A 23,577-nucleotide genomic window follows, 5' to 3' on the forward strand; every position below is an offset into this window, starting at 1 on the left:
CCAATGTTAAATGATGACGTTGTTTTAAGAATGATTATTCTGCAAACAACGTCATCATGACAATGCATAAAGGAAGGTTATGAAAATTATACTAGTACGTCATGGTCAAGCAGAAGATGAGTCGCGCCCAGACAGCGCGCGCCAGTTAACTGACTTTGGTCAACAGCAAGCAATGCAGACGGCAGAGTATGTGATGACTCACTATTATCCTGATTATTTTGTCGTCAGTCCCTATGATAGAGCGCAGCAGACGCTAGCAGCATTTCAAACGCGAGCGCCCAAGGTTCCAGTAATCGTACAGGAAAATATCACGCCTTCTGATGATGCGCGTCAAGCTTTAATAGATATTGCGAATATTGACGCTGAGTGTCTGGTAGTGGTGTGTCATATGTCTATCGTTGCTTATATCGCTGGTCTATTAACCGGCGATTATCCCGAATCATTTTCTCTTGCAGAAGCAAGGGTGTTTGAGATGGACTTTGTAATGGCAGGTATGGCAAGAGAGATTGATCGTTTTGTGCCTGAGCAGCCGTATTGAGATTAGGTCGAATCGTCAGTGATACTGTTGACGCTTAGTCTATTGACGCTTAGTGGTGTTAAACTGGTTAAAGAATGAAATTGTCTGAATCCTACCTTTAAAACAGCTTTAATAATTAAGGACACGCTTAGTGTTACATGTTTGGTTACGAGCGCAGCATAGCCCGCTAGCTGTCTGGCATGAAGATATTCAGCAATGGCAAACGGTTGATGGTTGGCAACAGCTGCAAACAATCTATGGTAATTATAAAACCAATGCGCAGAAGACTTTGTGTCTATATTTTCCATCAAGCCATATATTGCAGGTAGATACTGAGCTGAATGCGACTCAGCTTAAACAGCTGGGCAATAGCGGCAAGCAATACTTGTTTGAAGAGACATCCTTGACCCCTGTTGAGCAATTGGCGATTCGGCAAATCAGTGAAGCCGATAATCACCAACTGTATGCACTGGCGCAAAGCGATATCGAGTCATGGCAGCAGAGTGCTAAGCTCGCTGGCATGAGCATAACGGCGTTACTGCCTGATTTTTTATTGCTGCCAACGCCGGATGAAGGGGCAGGCCAGCAAGTAACACTGTATCAAGATGAGCACACCATGCTACTGCGTCAGTCATTGCGACAAGGTATGGCTGTCAGTTATTTGCCCTTAATTTTTGAACGTTTCCCGCATTTAAGCGAAGTGAATATATTGCCGCCCATAACGGCTTTAGATGATTTTTCAAAGCCAACAAATTCGTCAATGTCCACAAGCTTTATGGCACAAACGGCCGCGCTTGTTGCAGATCATCAGTTATTATTAACCACATTGACCACGCCGCCCAAGCCTGTTGACAGCCCTGAGCGTCACGCGCTTAACTTCTTTATTAAATCAACGGACTCAAAGCTCTCACCGTATTTGCGTGTGGCAGCGATGGTCGCGTTATCGGCACTGGTATTACAGATGGCGACCGATGGCCTGCAGTGGTATCAGTATAATAAGGCGGCGGTAGCGACCAAAGCTGAGATTGCGGCGCAGTATCAAGCTTGGTTTCCAAATGAGCCATTAAGCTCGCGCACCAAACTGCAAGTGCAATTACAACCAAAGCTGCGCAGTGATAGCCAAGCACCAGCCTCTCATATGGCAGCATTGACTCGCATATCCCCGTTAATCAAACAGTCTTCACTGCGGCACAAGCGTTAGTGATGCAGCATCAGCACTCAGCTTTACCTTGATTGCCCCTGACCGTAATAGTCTTGATAAATTTACGAGCACACTTATTGCACAAGGTTTAAATGCTAAGCTTGCACAGGTAAACAGTAATGAGCAAGGGCAGTTTAGTGGTCAGGTTACGGTGAATGTCGTAGAAAATAATGACACGACGCAAACCAATGTAGCGGCATCATAATTTATTTGCCAACTAGGCAACGGTAATAAATAGGCAGTGGTAATAAAAGTTAAAAAGGTTGGAAAATGAAACGATTGCAGCGCCGCACCAAACGTAACAACATCACGTCAGAGACCAGTAACAGTATTGGAACCAATGTGCTGTCAACGCGTGTAAATAATTTTCAACAGATGCTATCGTTACGCTGGCAGGCACTTTCGCCGCGTGATCAGTTGGCATTGGCCGTACTGTCTATTTTCTTATTATTGTTCATTGGTGGCTATGGTGGTTATAGTATTCATCAAGCGGCAAATGACAGTAAGCGCGACTATCAAGAGCAAGTGGCTGATTACTTTTGGTTGCGTGCCCAAGCTGGCAATATCGATAGTAATGCGATCAATGCGGCAAACACGGCGGATGGTGAAGCCGCCATGCCACCTGCCAATAGTATCAGTGCATTGTTAAACAATTCAGGTATTGCCAACGCTCAAGTCGTTGCGACGGGTGATGCTGTACAACTGAGCTTCAATCATGCCAGTCAAGCGGTGGTCAGCACCGCACTTGGCAAACTCGAACAACAAGGTTGGCAGTTCAGTCAGCTATCGATACAGCAAGACTTGGTTACCAAAGCCATTCAAGTACAAGCGACTGTCACCTCATAAATCGATATGCTGTGGAAACTGGAAGTATTTTACTCCTTATCTACTATTGCCCCAAATTAACTGATCATCAATTTCTAAAATAGCCATTTGTCATTAGTGTCATTGAAAAATTGCACGTTTGACACAATTAATTAACTATCACACAGCCAGAGATGGATATTTAAGATGAATCAATCTTCTGATCGCAAACCTGACACGCGTAGCCATCAGCAGACCAGAACTGCTGAACACCAGAGTAATGCGTCAGTTGAAGCTGCATTTGATCATGAAATGACTCAGCAAACGCAGAGCTATGGGGCGAGTGACAATATGAGCAATGGTAAGCGCCGTTCTTTAATCACTTATAATCACATTACTTATGTTTTATACGTAATCAGCTATTTTACCGCTGGATTACTGTGGGTTGTACCAATTGTGATGAACTATGCGAAGCGCCATGACGCAGAGGGTTCGTGGTTGTCCACGCATTTCGATTGGCAGATTAAGACCTTTTGGTATAGCATCGTATTTTTCTTCTTAGGCATTGTTATCATTACCTTTGCATTAGGGGGTTTTGGCATCAGTATGCTGGCTGATAGCAATAATATTGCCATTGGTTCAGTATTATTAGCGGTATTTGGCTTGCTAATCATGATTTTTACCTTCATATGGCATCTTTATCGTATCGTCCGTGGTTGGATAGCCCTGACGGATGGTCGTCCTGTACCTTAGGGGTAGTAGAATACATCTGTCAGCTCCTTAGCCAATATGTAGGTATAGCTATTAGCACTCTAATACAGAAATTTAGCGCATGAAACTTTGCTCTTATTTCTGTTAAGCTGATATAATCGCAGCGCTTGATTTTATTCGCACTATTCACTCACTATTTCTTTCGAGCAGGGTCTGCCATTACTATGTCTTATGCCTTACTTCGCCCTTTTTTGTTTAAGATGGATCCAGAGCACGCCCACGAGATGACCTTATCTTTATTAGATAAAGCTCATAAAGCACGTGTTTTAGGTTTGGTATACGGTCAGTCAATGCAGCCCACAGACTGCATGGGCTTGCAATTCACCAATCCGGTCGGCCTAGCGGCAGGACTGGATAAAAATGGTGATTATATCGATGCGTTGGCTGAGCTTGGCTTTGGTTTTATAGAAGTGGGCACGGTCACGCCAAGACCGCAAATAGGCAATGATAAGCAAGGTTGTTTAGAATCAAGCAAGCGGATGCTATCATCAATCGAATGGGTTTCAATAACCAAGGTATCGATTATCTGATTGAAAACGTCAAGCGCTGTCAATACAAAGGCAATATTGGGATTAATATTGGTAAAAATGCCGATACGCCAGTAGAGCAAGCCGCCGATGATTATGTCTATTGTTTAGAGCGTGCTTATCCGCATGCCTCCTATATCACCGTTAATATCTCCTCACCAAATACTAAGAATCTGCGTGATTTACAAAGTGGCGAGGCATTGACTCAGCTTTTGGATACGATTAAAAATCGTCACAGCCAATTAGCCACTGAATATGGTTTTTATGTGCCACTGGTATTGAAAGTTGCGCCTGATCTAGAGCCGCTACAAGTGGATTATATCTCGCAGCAATTGCTCGATTTTGAGATAGATGGGTTGATTGCGACCAATACAACGTTGAGCCGTGTTGGTGTTGAAGACCTACCTGATGGTGAGCAAGCAGGTGGTCTATCCGGTCGCCCAGTCAGCCACATTAGTACCCAAATTTTACAACAGTTCTCCGATCAGCTAGATGGTAAAGTCGCTTTAATAGGCGTCGGCGGTATTGACAGTGGTGCAAAAGCCGTCAAAAAAATCGAAGCGGGTGCAGATATGGTGCAGCTCTATACTGGGCTCATTTATCGTGGTCCTGGGCTGGTACAGTCTTGTATTCAAGCAATCGGTGGCTATTACGACGCGATGGAGCTATAGCGGATTAATATCCCTAGCTCATTATCTATCAGATGCACAAGACGACTGTATTTTGAGCTGAGTCATCAAAGATTAATGTGTCACAAAAACGAAAGTAAACATCCGATAAAAATCGATAAGGTATGAGGCGTAGAACATGAGTGGTCTGGATATCGTGATTGCTATTGTTGTTTTGATCGGCTTATGGCGCGGCTTTCAAGTCGGATTGATTAAAACAGCCGTTGGTCTAGTCGGTTGGTTTATTGCCCTGATCGCTGCCACACGTTTGGCAGGAGTGGTTTCGCCGCAACTATCAGGCATGGTACAAAACCCTGTTTTACAAATGGCAATGGCATTTTTATTGGTAGTGATAATCATATTGGCCATCATGCACTTAGTGGCATTTGTATTCTCAGGCGTGCTTAAAACCTTACGCTTGGGTGTCGTTGATAAAATGGCAGGTGGTGTACTGGGCGCTGCTAAAAATGTACTGATGGTCTTAGTTGTGCTTAGCGTCAGTGCGCCGTTACTGGTGCAAATGCCACAATGGCAAACGTCAGTGCTCGCGCCTGAGCTATTGCCTTATGCCCCGATGGGTAAAGCGTTGGTCTCAGATGTGTTAGGTATGGCTTGGGATCAAGTCAATCAGTCGTAAGTATTTTTACGGTTAGCCTTTAATGTCTCAATGATTCGATGCTGATAGCTTGGGTTTGTGGTGCTAGAGGTTATCGCCTCTATCATATCCTCTTTGTAAGTTATCCTTGATAAAAAATTATTTGATCGCATTTAGAGACCACAAATGCCAATAAATAGTGCATTTTGTTAATAGTCAAAAGATAAATATTCGTTAAATTCTGAACAACAATCATCAGGTCGTCGGTGAGTAACAGTACGCATTTTTGATAATCTACTGTTAGCAGTCTTGCCACTATTGTAGTACTAATTAATGAGTCAAAATAGGATATAGCTATTATGTGTGGAGTCATTGGAGTTGCAGCTCACGAACCAGTCAATCAGATTCTTTATGACGGTTTGACGATGCTACAGCATCGTGGGCAAGATGCAGCGGGTATTGTCACTTTGCAAGATGGACGACTTTATCTACGTAAAGAAAATGGCATGGTACGTGACGTTTTTATGAATCGTCATATGATGAAACTGGTTGGTAAGTTCGGTATCGGTCACGTTCGTTACCCAACAGCAGGCACGTCGAGCAGTGCCGAAGCTCAACCATTTTATGTCAACTCACCTTATGGTATTACCCTTGCACACAATGGTAACTTGACCAATGCTGAGAGTTTAGCCAAGTCTTTATACATCGAAGATCGCCGCCATCTTAATACCGATTCAGATTCAGAAGTATTGCTAAACGTACTTGCCCATGAAATGCAAAACTTGGTAAAACCAAAGCAACGCCTGCTGATATTTTTGAAGCAGTCACGGCTGTATATGGTCGCGTCGAAGGCGCTTATGGTGTGGTCGCTTTGATTACTGGTCATGGTTTGCTCGCATTTCGTGATCCAAACGGTATTCGTCCGCTTATTTTTGGTAAGCGCATGGCACCGAATGGCGGCACCGAGTATATGGTTGCCTCAGAGTCAGTTGCACTGACAGGATCAGGATTTAGTATTATCCGTGATGTAAAACCTGGCGAAGCATATTCATTGATTTAGATCATAAATTACATACCCATCAGTGTGTTGAGCAGCAAGAATACACGCCTTGTATCTTCGAATATGTGTATTTTGCCCGTCCAGATTCTATCATGGACAACATCTCAGTTTACAAAGCACGCTTACGTATGGGTGAAAAGCTGGCTGATAAAATCCTTGCTGAATGGGGCGAAGATCACGATATCGATGTGGTGATTCCTATTCCAGATACCTCGCGTACGTCAGCGATGGAGCTGGCACTAAAAATGAATATTAAGTACCGTGAAGGTTTATGAAAAACCGCTATATCGGTCGTACCTTTATCATGCCAGGTCAACAACAACGTAAAAAATCAGTTCGTCAAAAACTCAGCGCCGTACCACTTGAGTTCAAAGGTAAAAACGTTCTGTTGGTTGATGATTCTATCGTTCGTGGTACCACTTGCCATGAAATCATCCAAATGGCACGCGATGCTGGCGCGAATAAAGTATTTTTTGCTAGCGCCGCGCCACCAGTTAAATATCCAAACGTCTATGGTATCGATATGCCAGTACGCAGTGAGCTTATTGCCTCAGGTCATACGGTAGAAGAAGTGCGCGATATCATCGGTGCGGATAGATTGATTTTCCAAGATTTGGACGACTTGATTGATGCGGTAAAAGATACCAAGTACAGCAAAGTTGAAGGTTTTGATTGTGCCGTATTTAATGGTTGCTACATCACTGGGCAGATCAATGAAGCGTATCTTGAGCATCTACAAGAGCAGCGTAATGACACTGCCAAGACGGGCAAAAAAGGCGTACAGATAGTGGCTGATACCCCAGTTGATATGATGGGCGTCGAAGAGCTTTAAGTTATCAATTTCTTAAAAGTATCAGTTTTTTGCAGCACTTTGAGAAAGTAAAAGGCTGGATTCTCATAAGAATCCAGCCTTTTTTTATTTTAAATATAGTTCAATTACAGGGTTTAAAATTCTTCATATGAACTATAAGCTGTTATCCATTCACGTATTTATCAATTTTCTAGTATCCACTTAAAAAATTAGTAAATACCCATAGCAAGCCATTAATGGCGGCGATGCCAACGACCATACTGACCAATAATTGACGGCTGATATGATAAACGAACAACACCAAAATAAGGGCACCAATTTGCGCCATCAATAAATGGAGTTCAGCATTATTTAGCCCAGTCGTTGCCGATAAATTTTGATAAGAAAGGCTGGTCAAAATAAGCAATACCATGACTGATAGTGGCAAGCTCTCATTGAGCCGATGCAGCCAAGGTGTGTCTAACAGCTTTCTGGGTATTAAGGCAGGTAGCGCGCGGGTAATAAAGGTCACGGCGGCCATCGCAAAGGTTGCGAAAATAAGGTAACTACTGGTCATTGTTGGCTCCTGTCATATTACGCTGCGTCCAAAACCCACGAGCTAAAATCAATAGCATACAGATGGTGATTGCCACCAATAACAACCAATTGCTAGTAAATAAGGAGGCCACTGCTAAAGAAATGACAGCAATAGCAATGGGGAAATAACGTTTGATACTTTGGAACTGCTCATAAGCTAAGATTGCAAACAGACAGACTAAGGCAAAATCCAAATGTGTACTAAATCGCTCAGAGTACTGCCGATTATGACACCAATAGTGCTCGCTAGTACCCACCAGCTTTGATTAAATAAGCTCAATGGTAGTATCAACGCTTGTCTTGACTCATTAGGTAAACTGGTCATAACAGAGAAAGTTTCATCAGTCAGGGCAAATAGGCAATAGGTTTTGGCAAGCTTATGTTCTGGTAGGTATTGCAATAATGGCATACCATAAAATACATGACGTAAATTAATAGCGGCAATATTGGTTGCGATGCTACCAATCGGTAAACCAGCGCTCAGCATCGGCAAACAAGCATATTGAGCGGCGCCCGCATACAGTACAATACTCAACATAATCGTTGCCCACACAGGGATACCGGCAACTTGTGCCAGCACACCAAAGGCGATACCTGCAGGTAAATAGCCCATCGCCACAGGTAGGCTGTTTTTGAACCCCGCCGCCCAGTCGTAGCTGGTCTCATGCTGTTGATGTAATTCTTTTGAATGAGTAGTCACATGATATCCTAATTTTTGCTGTTTTTTGGTTATTATTAATATTTTGCGGAAAGATTAATGTTATAAAACTGGTTTTAAAATGAAGACAAGCCCGAGCAATGGCAAAAACACCCTAGAAAAAATGCACTTAATCGAAGAACATTACACAGTTGGTTGGAGTTTTTCATAGCTGGCTGTTTGATGAGCTCGGTACAAGAAGCCACCCAAAATAATCAGCCGAAGTAATAACAAACACCACACGCTTAGCCAAATACCAGTCATATCCCACTGTTGGTAGAGCACCCAGCTAAGTGGAAAAAAGATAGCGGCGAGTATCAAAGCTGCGTTACGAATCACATTGCCGGCAGTTAAGCCAAAAAATATACCATCTAGCCAATAGGCACCAACGCCAACGAGAGGTAGTAATACCGCATAAAGGTGGTACTCATATGCCAACGTAAAAACGGACTCAATATTGGTCATAAATTGCAAATATGTTGGCATTGCAAGCCACCATATCGCACTTAAGGTAATCGCTAGACCATAACTGACGATACCAGTGCGCTTGACGATAATACGAAAACGTGGCCAATCCCGTCGTCCTGCTGCTTGACCGCTTAACGTCTCAGCTGATACTGCCACGCCATCAAGAGCAAAGGCTGAGATACTTAATACTTGAAGCAAAATAGCATTGGCGGCTAGGATGACGTCACCACTTTGAGCCGACAAGCGGGTAATCCAAGCGAAACTCAACGTCAAGATCAGAGTACGGATAAAAATATCTTTATTTAATGAAAATAGCCTAAGTATTTTTTCTTTAGAAAAATGTTGCTTGTCGGCAGTGAATAAGGCTTGCCAAGATATTTGCAAATGCTGACGGCTGAGCCACAACGCTAGTATCACGCCTAGCCAAAAGGCAATAGTGGTTCCTAACGCCACCCCAACCAATCCCATCTGCATACCGTAGACAAAAAACAAAGTCAGAATGATATTCAGCATGGCGATAAAGCTTGCTGGTAAAGCATGTAGCGAGTCTTACCCTGACCAGCAAACCAACCAATAAAGGCAAAATTCATTAGCTCAGCGATGACGCCCCAAAAGCGTACATCCAAATAAGTCTTTGCCGCTTGCCCACTTTCGGGGTTGGCCGATAGGGCTTGCAAGCCAAAATCTATCAACCAAGGCTTTGCCAGTAACAGAATGCTCCCGATAGCAAACGCTAATAACAAGGCACGTTGCAAGATTGATAGTAGGGGTGATTGAGTTTGGCTTGACGATTTTGTGGTATGAGTAGAATTATCAGCATGATTGACCGATTGTCCTAGCGCTTGAGCCGATAGCCCAGACGAGGCATATTGTAAAAAGTTAAAACTCACGAGTAATAAAGATAATAACTGTATCGCCAAGCCCATACCAGCAAGTTTAGCCGTGTCATTCATGTTACCCACGATCGCGGTATCGATAACGCTTTGTAGTGGCATGGCTAGGTTGGCCAATAACACGGGCAACGCAATAGCAATGATACGTGTATAGCGAGTATCAATCGGTGGCATAGCACTAGGTGGCGAGGTGGTCATTGGCATTTTTGGCTCGTTTATCGCTGAAAAACAAGAAGGGCAGAGTTAATGTCATTAACGCTATGACATTACCGTATAGTCAATTCACTATAAAGGCGTTACGGCGTTAACTTTACTTGAAGTATGGCTTATATATTTGTACTTTGTTGCCTTGACTCTGTTTTAAATGGAGTTAGCTTTAGTAGGTATGATATTCAAGGCAAAAATAGCTACAAAGACAAAAGCACCTAGACTCATTATTCACGAGTCAGGTGCTTTTTTTGATGCTTGCTTAAATACTATCTTAGCTAGGGTATGTCCTAAATCTGAGCATGAAACTTTAAATGGGCTAAAAATGGCTAAATCTTTGCCAAACTGCGTCAAATAGCTGGTTCATATCTCGATATTAACTGTACTATTTTCCTTGTTTAGCTGCGATTTATCTCATTTTTATCACCATTTTCAAAATGAGGACACACCCTAGCGATTAGCTTGAGAAAGTATAAAATTTATTAAGCATTGTCTTGTTCAAACATTTTTGGATCATTGAACGTAACAATTTCTTCTTCAAACTCAGGTTTTACTTTCACAATAAAGTCATCGCGTGACAGACCCATACGTAATGGAATCGAGCTTGCAATATACGTTGATGAATATGTACCAGCAAGCAGACCAATGAAGAGCGCTACTGAGAACCAATATAGTCCATCACCGCCTAAGAATAGCATAGCAAGTACGACCAGTAAAACAGTGGAAATGGTCATAATGGTACGGCGCAGCGTCTCTGTCAAAGACAAATCAATTGTCTGGCGAGGTGTGATACCACGAACGCGTCGGAAGTTTTCACGGATACGGTCATACACAACAATTGTATCATTAATAGAATAACCAACCAGTGCCAAGACGGCCGCCAAGACGGTTAAGTCAAATGGGAAACCAAATAACGCAAAAACACCAATGGTCACGATAGCATCATGAAACAGCGATAATACCGCACCAAGAGCGAGTTTAAATTGGAAACGTAAGGCAACATAGCCCAACATACAGACCAATGCTAATACCAGTGACATGACTGAGTTTAGATAAATTTCATTACCAACTTGGCTGCCAATAATATTAACGTTACTGATTTCAACATTATTATTAGGCAGGGTTAATGCTTTAGTCAGGCTACTGTTAAGGCCATCTACGTTATCAGACTGTGGTGGCAAGCGTACGAGGAGTTCTTCTCGCGTACCAAGATATTGTACCACGCATCATCAAAGCCATTATCGGCCAATGCTTGTACGACTTCAACTTGCTCAACAGGCTGCTCGTAACGCACATCTGCGGACACACCACCCGTAAAATCAAGTCCTAAGTTTAGACCGTTTACTGCAATTGCAATGATACTACCAATAACCATCAATAGAGATAAAAGTGCCATTGGCTTTTCTATCTTCATAAACGGAATAATACGCTGGTTGCCAACGGCTTTGATACCGCCTTCAGCGATTGCAGCCGCATCATCAGCGGCATCACCTGATTCTACATCAGGATTGGCTGACAGTGCTTGACTTTCTTTACCCGCATCCTTACTACCGCTCAGAGCTTTGTCTTTTTTTGATTTAGCGGTAGTTGGGTTATTGGCTTTGGTATTACTACCTTTCCCATCACGGCGTGGTTTTTTACGGCGGTGTGTGCTTGCCTCAACATTTGAGCCACTTGAACCATCTCGATCTGGATTATTCTGCTGTTCTAAAGGATTGTTCTTATCAATCGTCATAATGTTCTCCTAACCGATGCTCAAACGTTTGATAGATTTACGCTTACCATAAGCAATCTGTACCAGCGCACGTGTCACCATAATAGCGGTAAATAGTGAGCTGACAATACCAATAGCCAATGTAACCGCAAAGCCTTTAATCGGACCCGTGCCAATTGCAAATAGAATAAAAGCAATCAATAGGGTGGTGATGTTGGCATCGAAAATACTACTAAAGGCTCGATCAAAACCTGCCACGATGGCGGATTTGGGTCGTACCCCGTTTGCTAGCTCTTCACGTATTCGCTCAAAGATCAGTACATTGGCATCGACGGCCATACCGATGGTCAAAACGATACCAGCAATACCAGGCAAGGTAAGTGAAGAGCCTAAGATTGACATAATAGCAATGATGATAATAACGTTCACGGCCAGCGCCACGTTGGCAATCACGCCAAATAGACGATAGAAGATAATCATAAACGCAAACACTAATAGATAACCGACTTGCGTAGAGAATAGACCTTTATCAATATTGTCTTGACCTAATGATGGGCCAATAGTGCGTTCTTCTACAAAGTACATCGGTGCGGCAAGTGCGCCTGAGCGTAGCAGTAGTGCAAGCTCGGCAGCTTCCGCGCTACTATCTAGCCCAGTAATACGGAAAGAGGAGCCAAGGACCGCTTGAATATTGGCACGGTTAATGACTTTGGTCTCAGCATAAGGCGTTCTAACTTCAACAGTTTCGCCAGTTTTTGGATCTTCTTCGTAAGTGATTCTTTGCTTGTTTTCGATGAACAACACGGCCATCTGTTTGCCAACGGCGGTACGAGTGGCATTTTGCATGAGCTTACCACCAGCACTATCTAAAGTAATGCTCACTTCAGGAGAGCCGCTTTCATCCACACCAGTTTGAGCATTGGTGACTTTATCACCAGTGACAATCGCTTGACGTTCAAGCAGTACCGGCGGACCATCAAGCGTCTCAAACGGGAAAGCTTCGGTACCCGCTGGAGGGATGCCGCCTGTATAGTTTTCGCTGTCTTCAGCAACCATACGGAACTCAAGGTTTGCAGTGCGCCCTAAGACACGTTTTGCCTCAGCAGTATCTTGTACGCCAGGAAGCTCGACGACGATACGGCTAGCACCTTGAGACTGTACTAAAGCTTCAGTCACACCAAGCTCAGCAATACGATTGCGAAGGGTGGTCAAGTTCTGATTGACCGCATAGCTGTTGATTTCATCAAGCGTTGCATCGTTGTACGCTAAAATCAGTGCAGGACCTTGCTCATCAATAGAAGATTGCAAGCTAAACGTATTGCCCATTGAGCCTTGCAAAACATTCTGTGCACGGTTACGAGCATCTGTATCAGCGAAATGTAATACCACACTTCGATCTTCGGTCTTAATGCCTTTGATCGCAATCCGCTCGGCACGTAGCTCGCGACGCATGTCACGACTGGCACTGGTCAAACGCTGTTCAAGCGCCTTGTCCATATCGACTTCTAGTACAAAACGCACACCGCCACGTAAATCAAGGCCGAGCTTCATCGGTTTTGCCCCGATATCACGTAGCCACTGCGGCGTCGTTTGCGCCAAGTTAAGCGCGACGACATAGTCTTCGCCCAAGTTTTGACGCAGTACTTCCTGAGCTTTGAGCTGATCGACTGGATTGTCAAGACGTACCAGTGCACTGTTGCCCTCAAAGGTTCCATCGTGGTTATTGATGCCAGCCTCTTCAAGCAAGCTTTGAGACTCAGTCAAGATACCTTCAGACAGCTGTGTACCTGCAGCGGCGCTTGTAATCTGCACGGCAGGTTCATCAGGATAGAGGTTAGGAGCAGCATATAGACCGGCAATGATTAGCACGACGGCAATAAGTAAGTATTTCCAAGCGGGATATTGCATAATCACTTCTTTAGGTTGATAAACGACTGGCGACGTAGGCCACAAGTTAGCAGATGGGAAGTTAGCGATAGCAATGGTTGAATGCTGTATATAGCAGTCGTCATCATGCACCATTGCGATCATCCGCGATGATAGTAAAACAGTAGAGCAAATAATACAGAGGTATCTTTATATAGTCATCAAAAATATATAGTCAGCAAAATATCACTGATAAAATTAATAAAGACAGCATGGTCAAAAGCATAAACATAAATTGTCTATACTCTATGAGACTGTTTTTACATCATTGCTCTATAGCGAAAAATGACCGTAAATAAGGTACGGTCATTCTTAGGCACTGTATTAATCACTATATTTATTAATGACAGATTAGTAATCATCAATAAAACGCGACTAATATTTCAATCAATCATTAAACGCTTTCGATTGTGCCAGCAGGTAACACTGAAATAACAGAAGCACGTTGTACTTTAACATCAGTATTATTGTTTAGGCTGACCACCGCATAGTCACCTTCAATGGCTTTGATACGGCCCATCAAACCACCAGCAAAAATGATTTCGCTACCGACAGTCAATGCATTAACCATGGCACGATGTTCTTTGGTACGCTTAGACTGTGGACGAATGACTAAGAAGTAAAAAATCGCAAAAAAAGCAACAGGCAATAGTATTTGACTAAATAGTGACATCGCACCAGCAGCTTCTGGTGCAGCATGGGCAGCTTGAATAAATAACAACATAATTTCTCTCAGTAAGTCATAGATAATAATAAAATTAAACGCATAGTAACAAAAAATCCCAGACTTGGTAACTGTTAATCATAGGCTGAGTATGTTTTTCTTAAGGTAATGGCATGCTAGCGGTCATTACTTTTTGCGGCAATATTTTTGCCACCTCATATAAGTGACGCCAAAGCGCTGAGAGTATAACAAAATTCAAGCAGCGAATGGATGCTAGGTAGTAGTAGCGTAGCAAAAGGTATGATCAAGGATACCAAAAAACAAAGACTTAACAATAGCGTCTTATTGTGAAATGACATCATCAATGCTACTATCAAATGGCAATAATTCCCTGCATTTAGCATACGGTTTATTAGTATATAATAGATCCTATTATCTGCTGCTAAATCAGTTTTGAGCAGCGAGTTACCATCGTTTTAGCAGATAACTAATAGCTAATTAATCATGTTTGTTTTTAATGATTTAGTATCGTTTGCTCATTATATTATTATCCCTTTTACTTTTTTCTGTTTAGGTTACCTAACTTGTTTACCACTTTTATGTTTGTACCTCGTTTGTGTCGTCCGCGCGCTTGTAAAGAAGCGTCTGCTAAACCTCCTCCGACATCACGCTATTCAAAGCGTCTTCGTCGTACCAATTCAATTGCTGGGTTATCAGCGCTGACGGCGATGCTACTATTGCCTTATCCAGCTTTTGCCGCTGATGCTTTAGCAGAGCCGACCGCGATCAGTGTGTTATTACTCATACTTTTTGTGGTTGTCGCCATCGGTATCTCGTTTGTCTGTTCATTGGCTGAGTCTGCATTACTGAGCATGACGCCGTCTTATATCGCTGATGTTCAAGAAAGCAATCCGAAAAAAGCAAATATGCTAAGACGCTTAAAGGTTGATAACATCGATCAGTCATTAGCGGCTATTTTGACTTTGAATACAGTGGCTCATACATTAGGTTCTATCGGTGCTGGTGCCCAAGCTACGATTGTGTTTGGTAGTGCATGGTTTGGACTGTTTTCTGCCATTATGACCTTGGCGATTTTGTTTTTATCTGAAATTATTCCAAAAACGCTTGGGACACTGTACTGGCGTCAACTAAGCGGTATGGTCGCTTATTTCGTTCGAGGCATTATTCTGCTGTTGTATCCACTTATTTGGATATCAGAAAAGTTAACCAAACTGCTAGTACGTGGCAAAGAACCCCAAGCATTCAGTCGTCGTGAATTTGCGGCACTTGCCAGCATCGGTGAAGAGTCAGGACAGATTGACCCATTAGAATCGCGCATTATTCGCAATTTACTGGCATTTGGTGCGATTAAAGTCGAAGATATCATGACCCCGCGTTCGGTGATGTTAGCGTTTGAAGAAAACAAAACAGTCGCTGAATTATTGGTTGATCGCCCAAAACTGACGTTTTCACGACTGCCAATTTATGATGGTGACTTGGATAACATCACAGGTTTTGTATTAAAAACAGACATGTTATTAGCCAAAGTAAATCATGCGATGCACAAGCCGTTGACTCAGTTTAAACGTGACATTACTTTTGTTTTTTCAAAAATGAAACTGTTTGATTTGTTAGAGCTGATGCTAAAAAACCGTATTCATATCGCTATTACAGTCGGTGAGTATGGTGAAGTTAAAGGTTTGGTTACTTTAGAAGATGTGTTTGAGACTTTATTGGGACTTGAGATTGTGGATGAAATAGACCGCGTCGAAGACATGCAAGCACTGGCTCGACAAATGATGGACAGACGAGTAGAGCGATTGGGTATGAAGCTTAGTGATGATGAACAACAATACGAAGATAATAGTACGGACGCTAAGTAAGCTTCAGTTTGGCTTATTAAATTAGAATTAAATTGACAGAAAGCGATCTAAAATTAGGGCGAAAACAGAGTCGTGTACTGCGTAAGTGGCTCAGTTAATATATTTTGTATTTATGATAACGATGGGCAGTGATTTGTATTTCCAGAAATAATTGTGCCATATGGTTGGTATTTTAGTATTCGCAATAATTACACAGGGTGTCACATAGCTGTGAGAATTGAATGATAGTCTCACTCTATGGTAAAAGTACGCTGTCATCATTAATAAGTAGGTGATGATTAAACAGATATTTTTCACAAGTAGAATGAAGAGGGCACACGCTAGCCAGTGCTCGCTTCATTTATCATGATGTTAATGAGTAATAAACGACTACTATATTTAATCAATAAAAAACGTTAGTCATCAAAAGATGGCAACAACGATAACAGCATTGCTAAGGATTATGATGAAACGATTATGGGGAAAAGGGCTTTTGGCATTATTGCTAAAAAGTGCCAGCGTGGCGGCGGTAGTGACCGTTGTAAGTACTGTGAGTATCAGTGCACAAGCGGCAGCCATGACCGAAGCTTTGGTGCAGAACTATATAGCAGCAATGAAGTCATCAGCGAATAGCCAAAATGTCAATCAGGTCGCGCGTCTTGTCTCTGACGATGCACTGATTTCATTATCTAGAAAAGGTAAATCTACCAGTTAGATAAAGATGCTTATTTAAAGTTGTTGCAAAATAGTTGGAATAACACCTCTAATTACCGTTATGATATTTCTGTGGATAACATCGTTATTACGGGCGATCAGGCCAAAGCCAATGTAACGACCAATGAGAGCTGGGTGAAAGATGGTAAAAATGTCTCATTTGTCACTACCTCAAGAGTGACGCTGACGTTATCGACTGGTAATGCGGTGCTGCTACGTGCCGTATCACAAGTAACGATTAATTAATCGTTACTCGACCAATAACCCAGTACTAGCTAGTCAGCAATTAGGCATTATCAGTAATTAGGTATTAATTGATTATCCATTGATTAAGAAACGTCTTGATCAGTGGATAATCAAAGAAAATAGTGCATTAATCAGGCTCTTCGAAAGCTAAGCATTCCATCATAAATAACCATACAGATTCACAATGTTGAATAATTAAATGATTGATTGCATTTCGTGAGAGGTCTAAAAATTAACTCAACTTATGATGATTATCTTTTTATATTAGACTGGTCTTTGCTTCACATTGCATACTATACTAGCAAGCAACTTTATCTTATCACTTTCTGTCGTTAGGAAACTTCCAATATCATGTCTACTGTGCTATCAAAATCTCGCTCATTTATTGCGTTGCCATTGACGCTTGCGGTATCAACTCTACTTATCAGTGCTTGTAGCAATACGTCAGCGGTAAAAAAGGGTGCGACCAATAGCTCATCTGTTATTACTAAACGCCCAGCTACTAAAGCGCCTGCAGCAAGCAGCAGTACGGACTATTCAACGGCATATTTAGATGCAGATAGCTTGGATGAGTTAGCCGATTTACTCGAAGCCACTGACATGACTATGGTGGAAGGCAACAAACTTGCTATTCAGCAGTATGGTGATTTATGGAGTCGCTTACGTGCTGGCTATCGTATGAATGGCGGTCAGCCGACTTATAATCAGCGTATTGAAGGGCAAAAAAGCTGGTTTACCAGTCGACAAGACTATTTAAATCGTTTAACTGCACGTGCCAGTCGCTATATCTATCACACCGTACGAGAAGCTGAGCGTCGTAATATCCCGACAGAGCTGGCTTTGTTACCTGTCATTGAGAGCTCTTACGATCCAAGTGGTACCAGTAGTGCGGCAGCAGCAGGCTTATGGCAGTTCATTCCAAGTACGGGTCGTATTTATGGTTTGAATCAAAGCAGTACCTATGATGGTCGCCGTGATGTCATCGAATCAACTCGCGCCGCTTATGACTTCTTGACCGCACTACATAACCAGTTTGGCAGTTGGGAGTTAGCATTGGCCGCTTATAATGCGGGTCCTGGTCGCGTGCAAAAGGCCATTGATGCTAATAGAGCTCAGGGTTTACCGACAGATTATTGGTCTCTGAGATTGCTACTGAAACGATGAACTACGTACCGCGTTTCTTGGCGGTAGCGGAAATTGTTGCTAAGCCTGAGCAATATGGTGTCTACTTGCCTGCTATTGCCAACCGTCAGCATTTCCGTAGTGTGCCAGTGAATTATGGCGTGAGTTTGGCTGAAGTTGCGCAAATGACAGGCGTGAGCTACGACGAATTAGAAAGGTTAAATACGGCCTTAACGTCAGGGCGTGTTGATTCTTCTGGTCCCCAGCGTATTATTATTCCTAATGATGTGAGTCTTAATACCGATGTTAAATTGAGCTCATTGAGAGGCAATGGTACGGGCAATATACTGGCATCGAGTAATACAAGCACACCGAGTAGCACGACCACGACGCCAAGCTATAATAACAAACCCTATACTGGCTCTTCACTACCATCGACAGGTAGTGCCTTGGCTGATTATGCTGCAAGTGCTAGTGTGCCGCAGCAAACGACCAGTTATATATCACCGTCAGCCACACCTACTAGCAGCTCTGTCTACAGTAATAATGCCTCGGTGCGTACTGAGCCACCATTGAGTACGGCAGAAACCAACAAGATCAATGCTGAGCTAAAAAGCAGCAACAGTCTACCGACCACCTCTGCTCAAATTACACAGAATAATACGATTGTCCAAGAACCACCACTGAGCAAAGAAGAGCGTGATTTTATTGCCAATCAAATTCGCAGTAACACGCCTGAAACCAATGTGATCAATGCTGATGGTAATATTAATTTATCCGCAGTACAGACGCAGCAGTCTATTCTAGAAGCCAGTGGCGAAGAGAAAAAGCTTAGCTTTGCAAAAACATCAGTAAGCAAGCCAAAACCGCAAGGTGCACGTACCACTTATACCGTCAAGCGTGGTGATACCTTGTCTAATATTGCCAGTCGTGCGGGTGTCAGTTGGCGCGATATCGCTGAATGGAATCAAATAGATGCCAGCTCTAAGCTGCTATCAGGCAGTACCTTATACTTATACAATGCAAAAACTATCGAACCGTTAAGCACAGCTAACAATACCGCGGCAAGCCAACCAGAGAGCTATGTAGTACAAAGCGGCGATACGCTGATTGGTACTGCTAACCGCTTTGGTCTATCGGTGACTCAGTTGGCAACCTACAATAATTTGAGTAGTAGAGCGGATTTACTACGTGGTCAAAAGCTATGGCTGATATCAGGTAAGGTGACTGCGCCAGTGACCACACCTGCCGCTCCCTCGACCAAGCCAAGTAAAGCAAGCACCGCTACTAAGAACTATAAAGTAAAAGCGGGCGATGGCTTGATTGCTCTCGCACGTCAGTTCAATGTTTCAACTGATACACTTGCCAGCCTCAATAATATGAGCACTACAAGCTCACTATATGTTGGTCAAACTCTAAAAGTACCTGCAAGTGTCGATTTCGATGCAGCAAACACCTCAAGTTCTAGTAGCCGTAACAGCAGCTCAAGTTCGGTGGCAACCACCAATTATAAAGTAAAATCTGGCGATACTTTGATTGGCATTGCCAATAGCGTAGGTATCAGTCCAGCTGAGCTTGCGGCGGTGAATAGCAACTTTGATGCAAAAGCACGCTTACAACGTGGTCAAACCATCAAAGTACCCGTGTCTAAAGGATTGGTTGATCGTCAGCTAAATGATAAAGCTGTCAGTTATAAAGTAAAATCAGGCGATACTTTAATAGGCGTGGCTCAACGTTATAATATCGGTCTTAGTGACTTGGCAACAGCGAACAACCTGAAAACCAACTCTAATTTGATACTCGGTCGTACGATTACGATTCCTGCCAGTGGCAGCGTTGTAACGACCTCTAGTAGCAATAACCAAAGCAGTAGTTCGGCTAGTAGCACTGCCGCGACTAGCACAGCGAGCAGTGGCAAAAAATTGGGCAACACCGAGAGCTATAAAGTTAAATCCGGTGATGGCTTGATTGCTTTGGCACGTCAATTTGGTGTTTCGATAGACGACTTGGCTGCGACCAACGATCTCGCGACCAATGCCCAATTACAGCGTGGACAAACGCTTAAAGTGCCAAAGCTCACAGTGAGCTACACCGTTGGGTCAGGAGACAGTTTGATTGGCTTAGCACGTAAATATGGCGTCTCTACGCAAGAATTGGCTGAGATGAATAATATCGCGGCGGATACGATGCTACAGCGTGGTCAGCGCCTGACTGTACCTAATCGTTAAGAATAAGCGGCTTAGTGGAATAATAGCTAAGTAAATACGATTAAGACAGATCATTCTGCACAAAAAAGCTGCTCTTTATAAGAGCAGCTTTTTTTATCTATAAAATTCAATTCTCAAAATATCTAATAATATTTATCAACTAGACAGTTTGAGTTTTGATAGTTTCAAGATAACTTCTAATGTTGCTAACATAATGCATCGCTTGACCATAACGACTATTGGCAGCTTTATTGTCACCTAAGTACGCATAAACGTTCGCCCAGCTTTTATCATCAATACCTTGATCTCGCAGTTTACGCTGAATACTCTTTACTGCATTTGGTCCCATGTTGTAGCCAGCCAGCGCAAACCAAATACGATCTGTCTTTGGCACATCAGCAAAGTCATCTTTCATTTGCTCTAAATAACGCGCGCCGCCGCCGATACTTTGGTAGGGATCGACGCGATCTGAGACGCCATTGCTTTGGCTGTATTATTGGTCAACATCATGAGACCACGCACACCCGTTGGCGATACAGCATTGGCATCAAGGTGTGATTCTTGATAACCCATGGCCACCAATAATTCCCAATCATGATTATAATTGCGTGCTTGCTCTTCAAAAGACGATTGATAATCAGGCAGTTTTTCGGTCAACGTTTTTTGGAAATGATCTTGGCTATAGGCGTCTTTCAGCAAGTTTTGATTGTAAAAGGCAGCAAGTTTTTGTGTGTTTTTCAGCTTAATACTGTCACATAAAAAGTAACTGGCTTTTTGTGATAATGGGTCATTGGATGAATTGAACGTCCAACTGACTTTTGGATGTAAACCATTCTTTGTTAAGCTGGCGTCATAGCCGCAACTGATGTTGATAGAGGATAAGTTAAACTTGCTCTTTAACTGTGTACTGGCCGTTGTTAATGCCATGTCTACCTCTCCCGATCTCAGCGCCTTTAGAGCAGTTTCTTCATTGGCATACGCTTTTAGATCGATATCAACGCCAAGCTCGTCAGCATAAGTACGTACCAAATCAAAACCAAAGCCATGTTGAAAACCGTCAGTCGCAAAATAAGTGCTGTCACCGGGGACGGCAGCGATGGTTAACGTGCTTTCTAGCATGACGTTATCATAGGCTGGCACTGGCGCACGCATCGTCGTCAGACTCTCAGCAGGTAAAGAGAGAAGGGCAATACTAGAAACTTGCGCCAGCTTTTTGGTTCTAGAAAAACGACTCGATGTCGTCGGGGTAATGGATGAAACGATGTTACTTTTAGTGTTCGGTTGGCGTTTAGATGGACGCAGTAAATAAGAAATACGGCGTCTAGCCCCTTGCGCAGATACTTTCACACGATAAGTAATACGCTGCATGGATGTCTCCTGATTTTAGCCATCCTGCTTACCGTAAAACGCTTATGAATGTAGGCTTATAAAGTAGTCATACATCGATGTCGCATTTTAGACAACCACACACTTCTTAATAAGATAAGTGCGTCGTCATCTTGCTTAATAATAGTGCCGCTAATGAATTTTTATCAGATGTAGCGGTGCAGTTTTTAATTAGCTGGTTATCTACTGGCGTATTCGGTGTATCACATAAGAGGGCTAAAAAATCTCTCAAAATATCAATATAAAACATCGATATAAAGTATCAATACAAAATGATGAACGCACAACACCGCGAAGGATATAAATCGGATGATTCCTTCATCGATGCATAGATGGGGCTAAGAATGAAACAACTATATATTAAACATAGGTAAGGTCATGAACTAAGTTATTGAGACAAAAACATAAAATGAGCGGGGTGCTTATACACTCAGCTTTTCTATGCTGATATTAATGACCATAGCCTCTTCAAATCATTTGTAATAGAGTCAACAGTGATTAATTTTTTGTCCAGCAATAAGGGTAAGCAAGTCGCTATTTTCATTACTAATAAAAAAATGACAGAAAATTTACTCAAACATTCTATCAATCAGCGGTTGCTAACCCAGTATCGCGACACTTAAATCAAGATAGACCATGCTGCTGAAAATATATCACGCACAGTGTATCTATTAGTAAACCGTCCAAAACCTCGCTATCTATATGACCTCAATAGCTATACAACATAGTGAGATTTTAGGCGGTTATACTCATTTAAGTACCATAACCGGAAGCTGTAATAAATGGGAAGCCTCATGACAAGACATTCTTTCTTCGGATATTAATATGCGGATATTCCTTGGATTATTCAAGTGTGGTTAAGAAATTAGCGATAAAACTTAACAATTGGGCTATAGACGGTTAAAAATGCCCTTGTTATTGGTACACTATTGAAAATTGAAGCCGCAAAAATTATGCATACTGGACAACAATACTGATTATTATTAGTATTGTTTTCCGAAAATTATTCTAAATTTAGATAGCTATGAGTAGAGTTGAGGACACAGTTTAAGCAGGATTATCAATATCTACAAAGGTCACGGGTATGCCAAATGCTTGAGAAACTATGTGACCGAGTGCTTGAATACCGCCGCGTTCTGTCGCGTGATGTCCACAAGCGAAATAATCAATGCCCAGCTCACGGGCAATATGGGTGGTACGTTCTGATATTTCGCCAGAGATAAAGGCGTCACAGCCCATCAATGCAGCTTGTTCGATCATATCTTGTGCGCCGCCCGTACAAATGCCCACGTGTTCGATAATTCTGTTATTATCGATATGAGCGCTTGTACTATTCGGTGCGCTATAATTGGCAGAGATATGCAATGGCAATCGTCCTAGCGTCTGGGTAATGTGAGTAATGAGGCTTTGAGCATTCTGCGGGGTACAAGTGGCGATATTACCCACTGGATGCGACTCACTAGGGTATAAAGCGCCGATAACGGTCATGTTTAATGCGTCAGCCAGCTTGGCATTATTACCAATGACAGGATGGGCATCGAGCGGCAGATGATAACCAATCAAAGAGATACCATGCTGCATAAGTTTACGGATACGCTGACCTTTCATGCCAGTGATGGGGGCAGGTTCGCCTTTCCAAAAATAACCATGATGCACCATAATGGCGTCTGCATTGTCAGCAATCGCCGCATCAATCAACGCCTCACAAGCCGTTACACCAGTGATGATGCGCTTGATAGGTCGACCCCCATCTACTTGTAAACCATTAGGGGCATAATCTTTAAAAGCATCTGCTGATAAATAGTCATCACAGAATGTGGTCAGCGCTTGAACGGTAATGGCGGTATCTGAGGGCTCGGTTGAGATATTGTGTGTGGTCATGGTATTCCCTTATAATTGATTCAGTGGGGCAAGCATTTATGGCTAAGATATGGCTTTTGA

Annotated in this window: 15 protein-coding genes and 6 pseudogenes; 12 read left to right on the plus strand and 9 right to left on the minus strand. The window is 42.7% G+C overall.

What is annotated here, in order from left to right; all coding sequences use genetic code 11:
- Positions 1-79 precede the first annotated feature (79 nt).
- From TT12_RS03380 to purF, 8 genes and pseudogenes are all read left to right on the plus strand, one after another.
- Entirely contained in the window at positions 80-538 is a 459-nt protein-coding gene (locus tag TT12_RS03380) for a SixA phosphatase family protein (protein WP_045452200.1), read from the plus strand.
- A 130-nt stretch (positions 539-668) separates the two neighbouring features.
- Positions 669-1,718, plus strand: a complete 1,050-nt coding sequence (gspL, locus tag TT12_RS03385) for a type II secretion system protein GspL (protein ID WP_243443324.1) — start codon at positions 669-671, stop codon at positions 1,716-1,718.
- Between the two features lie 28 nt (positions 1,719-1,746).
- Positions 1,747-1,923 carry a hypothetical protein gene (locus TT12_RS16435; RefSeq protein WP_243443325.1) on the plus strand — a complete coding sequence of 59 codons (177 nt, stop codon included), beginning with the start codon at positions 1,747-1,749 and terminating at the stop codon, positions 1,921-1,923.
- A 65-nt stretch (positions 1,924-1,988) separates the two neighbouring features.
- Entirely contained in the window at positions 1,989-2,564 is a 576-nt protein-coding gene (locus tag TT12_RS03390; RefSeq protein WP_045452203.1) for a type II secretion system protein M, read from the plus strand.
- 165 nt (positions 2,565-2,729) lie between these two features.
- A complete protein-coding gene (locus tag TT12_RS03395) occupies positions 2,730-3,275 on the plus strand; it encodes a DUF4870 family protein (protein ID WP_227678935.1) in 546 nt (181 codons plus the stop codon).
- A 182-nt stretch (positions 3,276-3,457) separates the two neighbouring features.
- Positions 3,458-4,491, plus strand: a pseudogene (locus TT12_RS03400) (quinone-dependent dihydroorotate dehydrogenase).
- Between the two features lie 136 nt (positions 4,492-4,627).
- Complete coding sequence (locus tag TT12_RS03405) at positions 4,628-5,125, plus strand: CvpA family protein (protein WP_045446136.1); 498 nt, start codon at positions 4,628-4,630, stop codon at positions 5,123-5,125.
- Positions 5,126-5,442: 317 nt separating this feature from the next.
- Positions 5,443-6,975: pseudogene (gene purF, locus TT12_RS03410) on the plus strand (amidophosphoribosyltransferase).
- Between the two features lie 169 nt (positions 6,976-7,144).
- On the opposite strand, the gene TT12_RS03415 reads toward purF, so the two are convergent.
- The 7 genes and pseudogenes from TT12_RS03415 to yajC all read right to left on the minus strand — a co-directional run bounded on the left by TT12_RS03415 (position 7,145) and on the right by yajC (position 14,159).
- On the minus strand, positions 7,145-7,510 hold the full coding sequence (locus TT12_RS03415; RefSeq protein WP_045452206.1) for an AzlD domain-containing protein: 366 nt from the start codon (positions 7,508-7,510) through the stop codon (positions 7,145-7,147).
- A pseudogene (locus TT12_RS03420) lies at positions 7,500-8,230 on the minus strand (AzlC family ABC transporter permease). Before TT12_RS03420 ends, TT12_RS03415 begins: the two are co-directional and overlap by 11 nt.
- A 141-nt stretch (positions 8,231-8,371) precedes the next feature.
- Positions 8,372-9,208, minus strand: coding sequence for an MATE family efflux transporter (locus TT12_RS16440; RefSeq protein ID WP_243443326.1), 837 nt, complete (start codon positions 9,206-9,208; stop codon positions 8,372-8,374).
- On the minus strand, positions 9,202-9,792 hold the full coding sequence (locus tag TT12_RS16445) for an MATE family efflux transporter (protein WP_243443327.1): 591 nt from the start codon (positions 9,790-9,792) through the stop codon (positions 9,202-9,204). Before TT12_RS16445 ends, TT12_RS16440 begins: the two co-directional genes overlap by 7 nt.
- A gap of 485 nt (positions 9,793-10,277) precedes the next feature.
- Positions 10,278-11,530: pseudogene (secF, locus tag TT12_RS03430) on the minus strand (protein translocase subunit SecF).
- A 9-nt stretch (positions 11,531-11,539) separates the two neighbouring features.
- Positions 11,540-13,417, minus strand: coding sequence for a protein translocase subunit SecD (gene secD / locus TT12_RS03435; RefSeq protein WP_045452295.1), 1,878 nt, complete (start codon positions 13,415-13,417; stop codon positions 11,540-11,542).
- Positions 13,418-13,829: 412 nt separating this feature from the next.
- Complete coding sequence (gene yajC / locus TT12_RS03440; RefSeq protein ID WP_045446152.1) at positions 13,830-14,159, minus strand: preprotein translocase subunit YajC; 330 nt, start codon at positions 14,157-14,159, stop codon at positions 13,830-13,832.
- A 539-nt stretch (positions 14,160-14,698) separates the two neighbouring features.
- On the opposite strand from yajC, the gene TT12_RS03445 reads away from it, so the two are divergent.
- From TT12_RS03445 to TT12_RS03455, 4 genes and pseudogenes are all read left to right on the plus strand, one after another.
- Positions 14,699-15,982, plus strand: a complete 1,284-nt coding sequence (locus TT12_RS03445; protein WP_087945572.1) for a CNNM domain-containing protein — start codon at positions 14,699-14,701, stop codon at positions 15,980-15,982.
- A gap of 472 nt (positions 15,983-16,454) precedes the next feature.
- Positions 16,455-16,676: a hypothetical protein gene (locus TT12_RS16450; protein ID WP_243443328.1), complete on the plus strand. Its 222-nt coding sequence runs from the start codon at positions 16,455-16,457 to the stop codon at positions 16,674-16,676.
- Between the two features lie 71 nt (positions 16,677-16,747).
- Positions 16,748-16,921, plus strand: coding sequence for a hypothetical protein (locus TT12_RS16455; protein ID WP_243443329.1), 174 nt, complete (start codon positions 16,748-16,750; stop codon positions 16,919-16,921).
- Between the two features lie 351 nt (positions 16,922-17,272).
- A pseudogene (locus TT12_RS03455) lies at positions 17,273-20,271 on the plus strand (LysM peptidoglycan-binding domain-containing protein).
- A 139-nt stretch (positions 20,272-20,410) separates the two neighbouring features.
- On the opposite strand, the pseudogene TT12_RS18825 reads toward TT12_RS03455, so the two are convergent.
- A pseudogene (locus TT12_RS18825) lies at positions 20,411-21,618 on the minus strand (transglycosylase SLT domain-containing protein).
- 1,065 nt (positions 21,619-22,683) lie between these two features.
- Positions 22,684-23,517, minus strand: a complete 834-nt coding sequence (locus TT12_RS03465) for a Nif3-like dinuclear metal center hexameric protein (protein WP_045452210.1) — start codon at positions 23,515-23,517, stop codon at positions 22,684-22,686.
- Positions 23,518-23,577 lie beyond the last annotated feature (60 nt).

The organism is Psychrobacter sp. JCM 18903 (assembly GCF_000586475.1).
In the GTDB taxonomy this organism is placed as follows: domain Bacteria; phylum Pseudomonadota; class Gammaproteobacteria; order Pseudomonadales; family Moraxellaceae; genus Psychrobacter.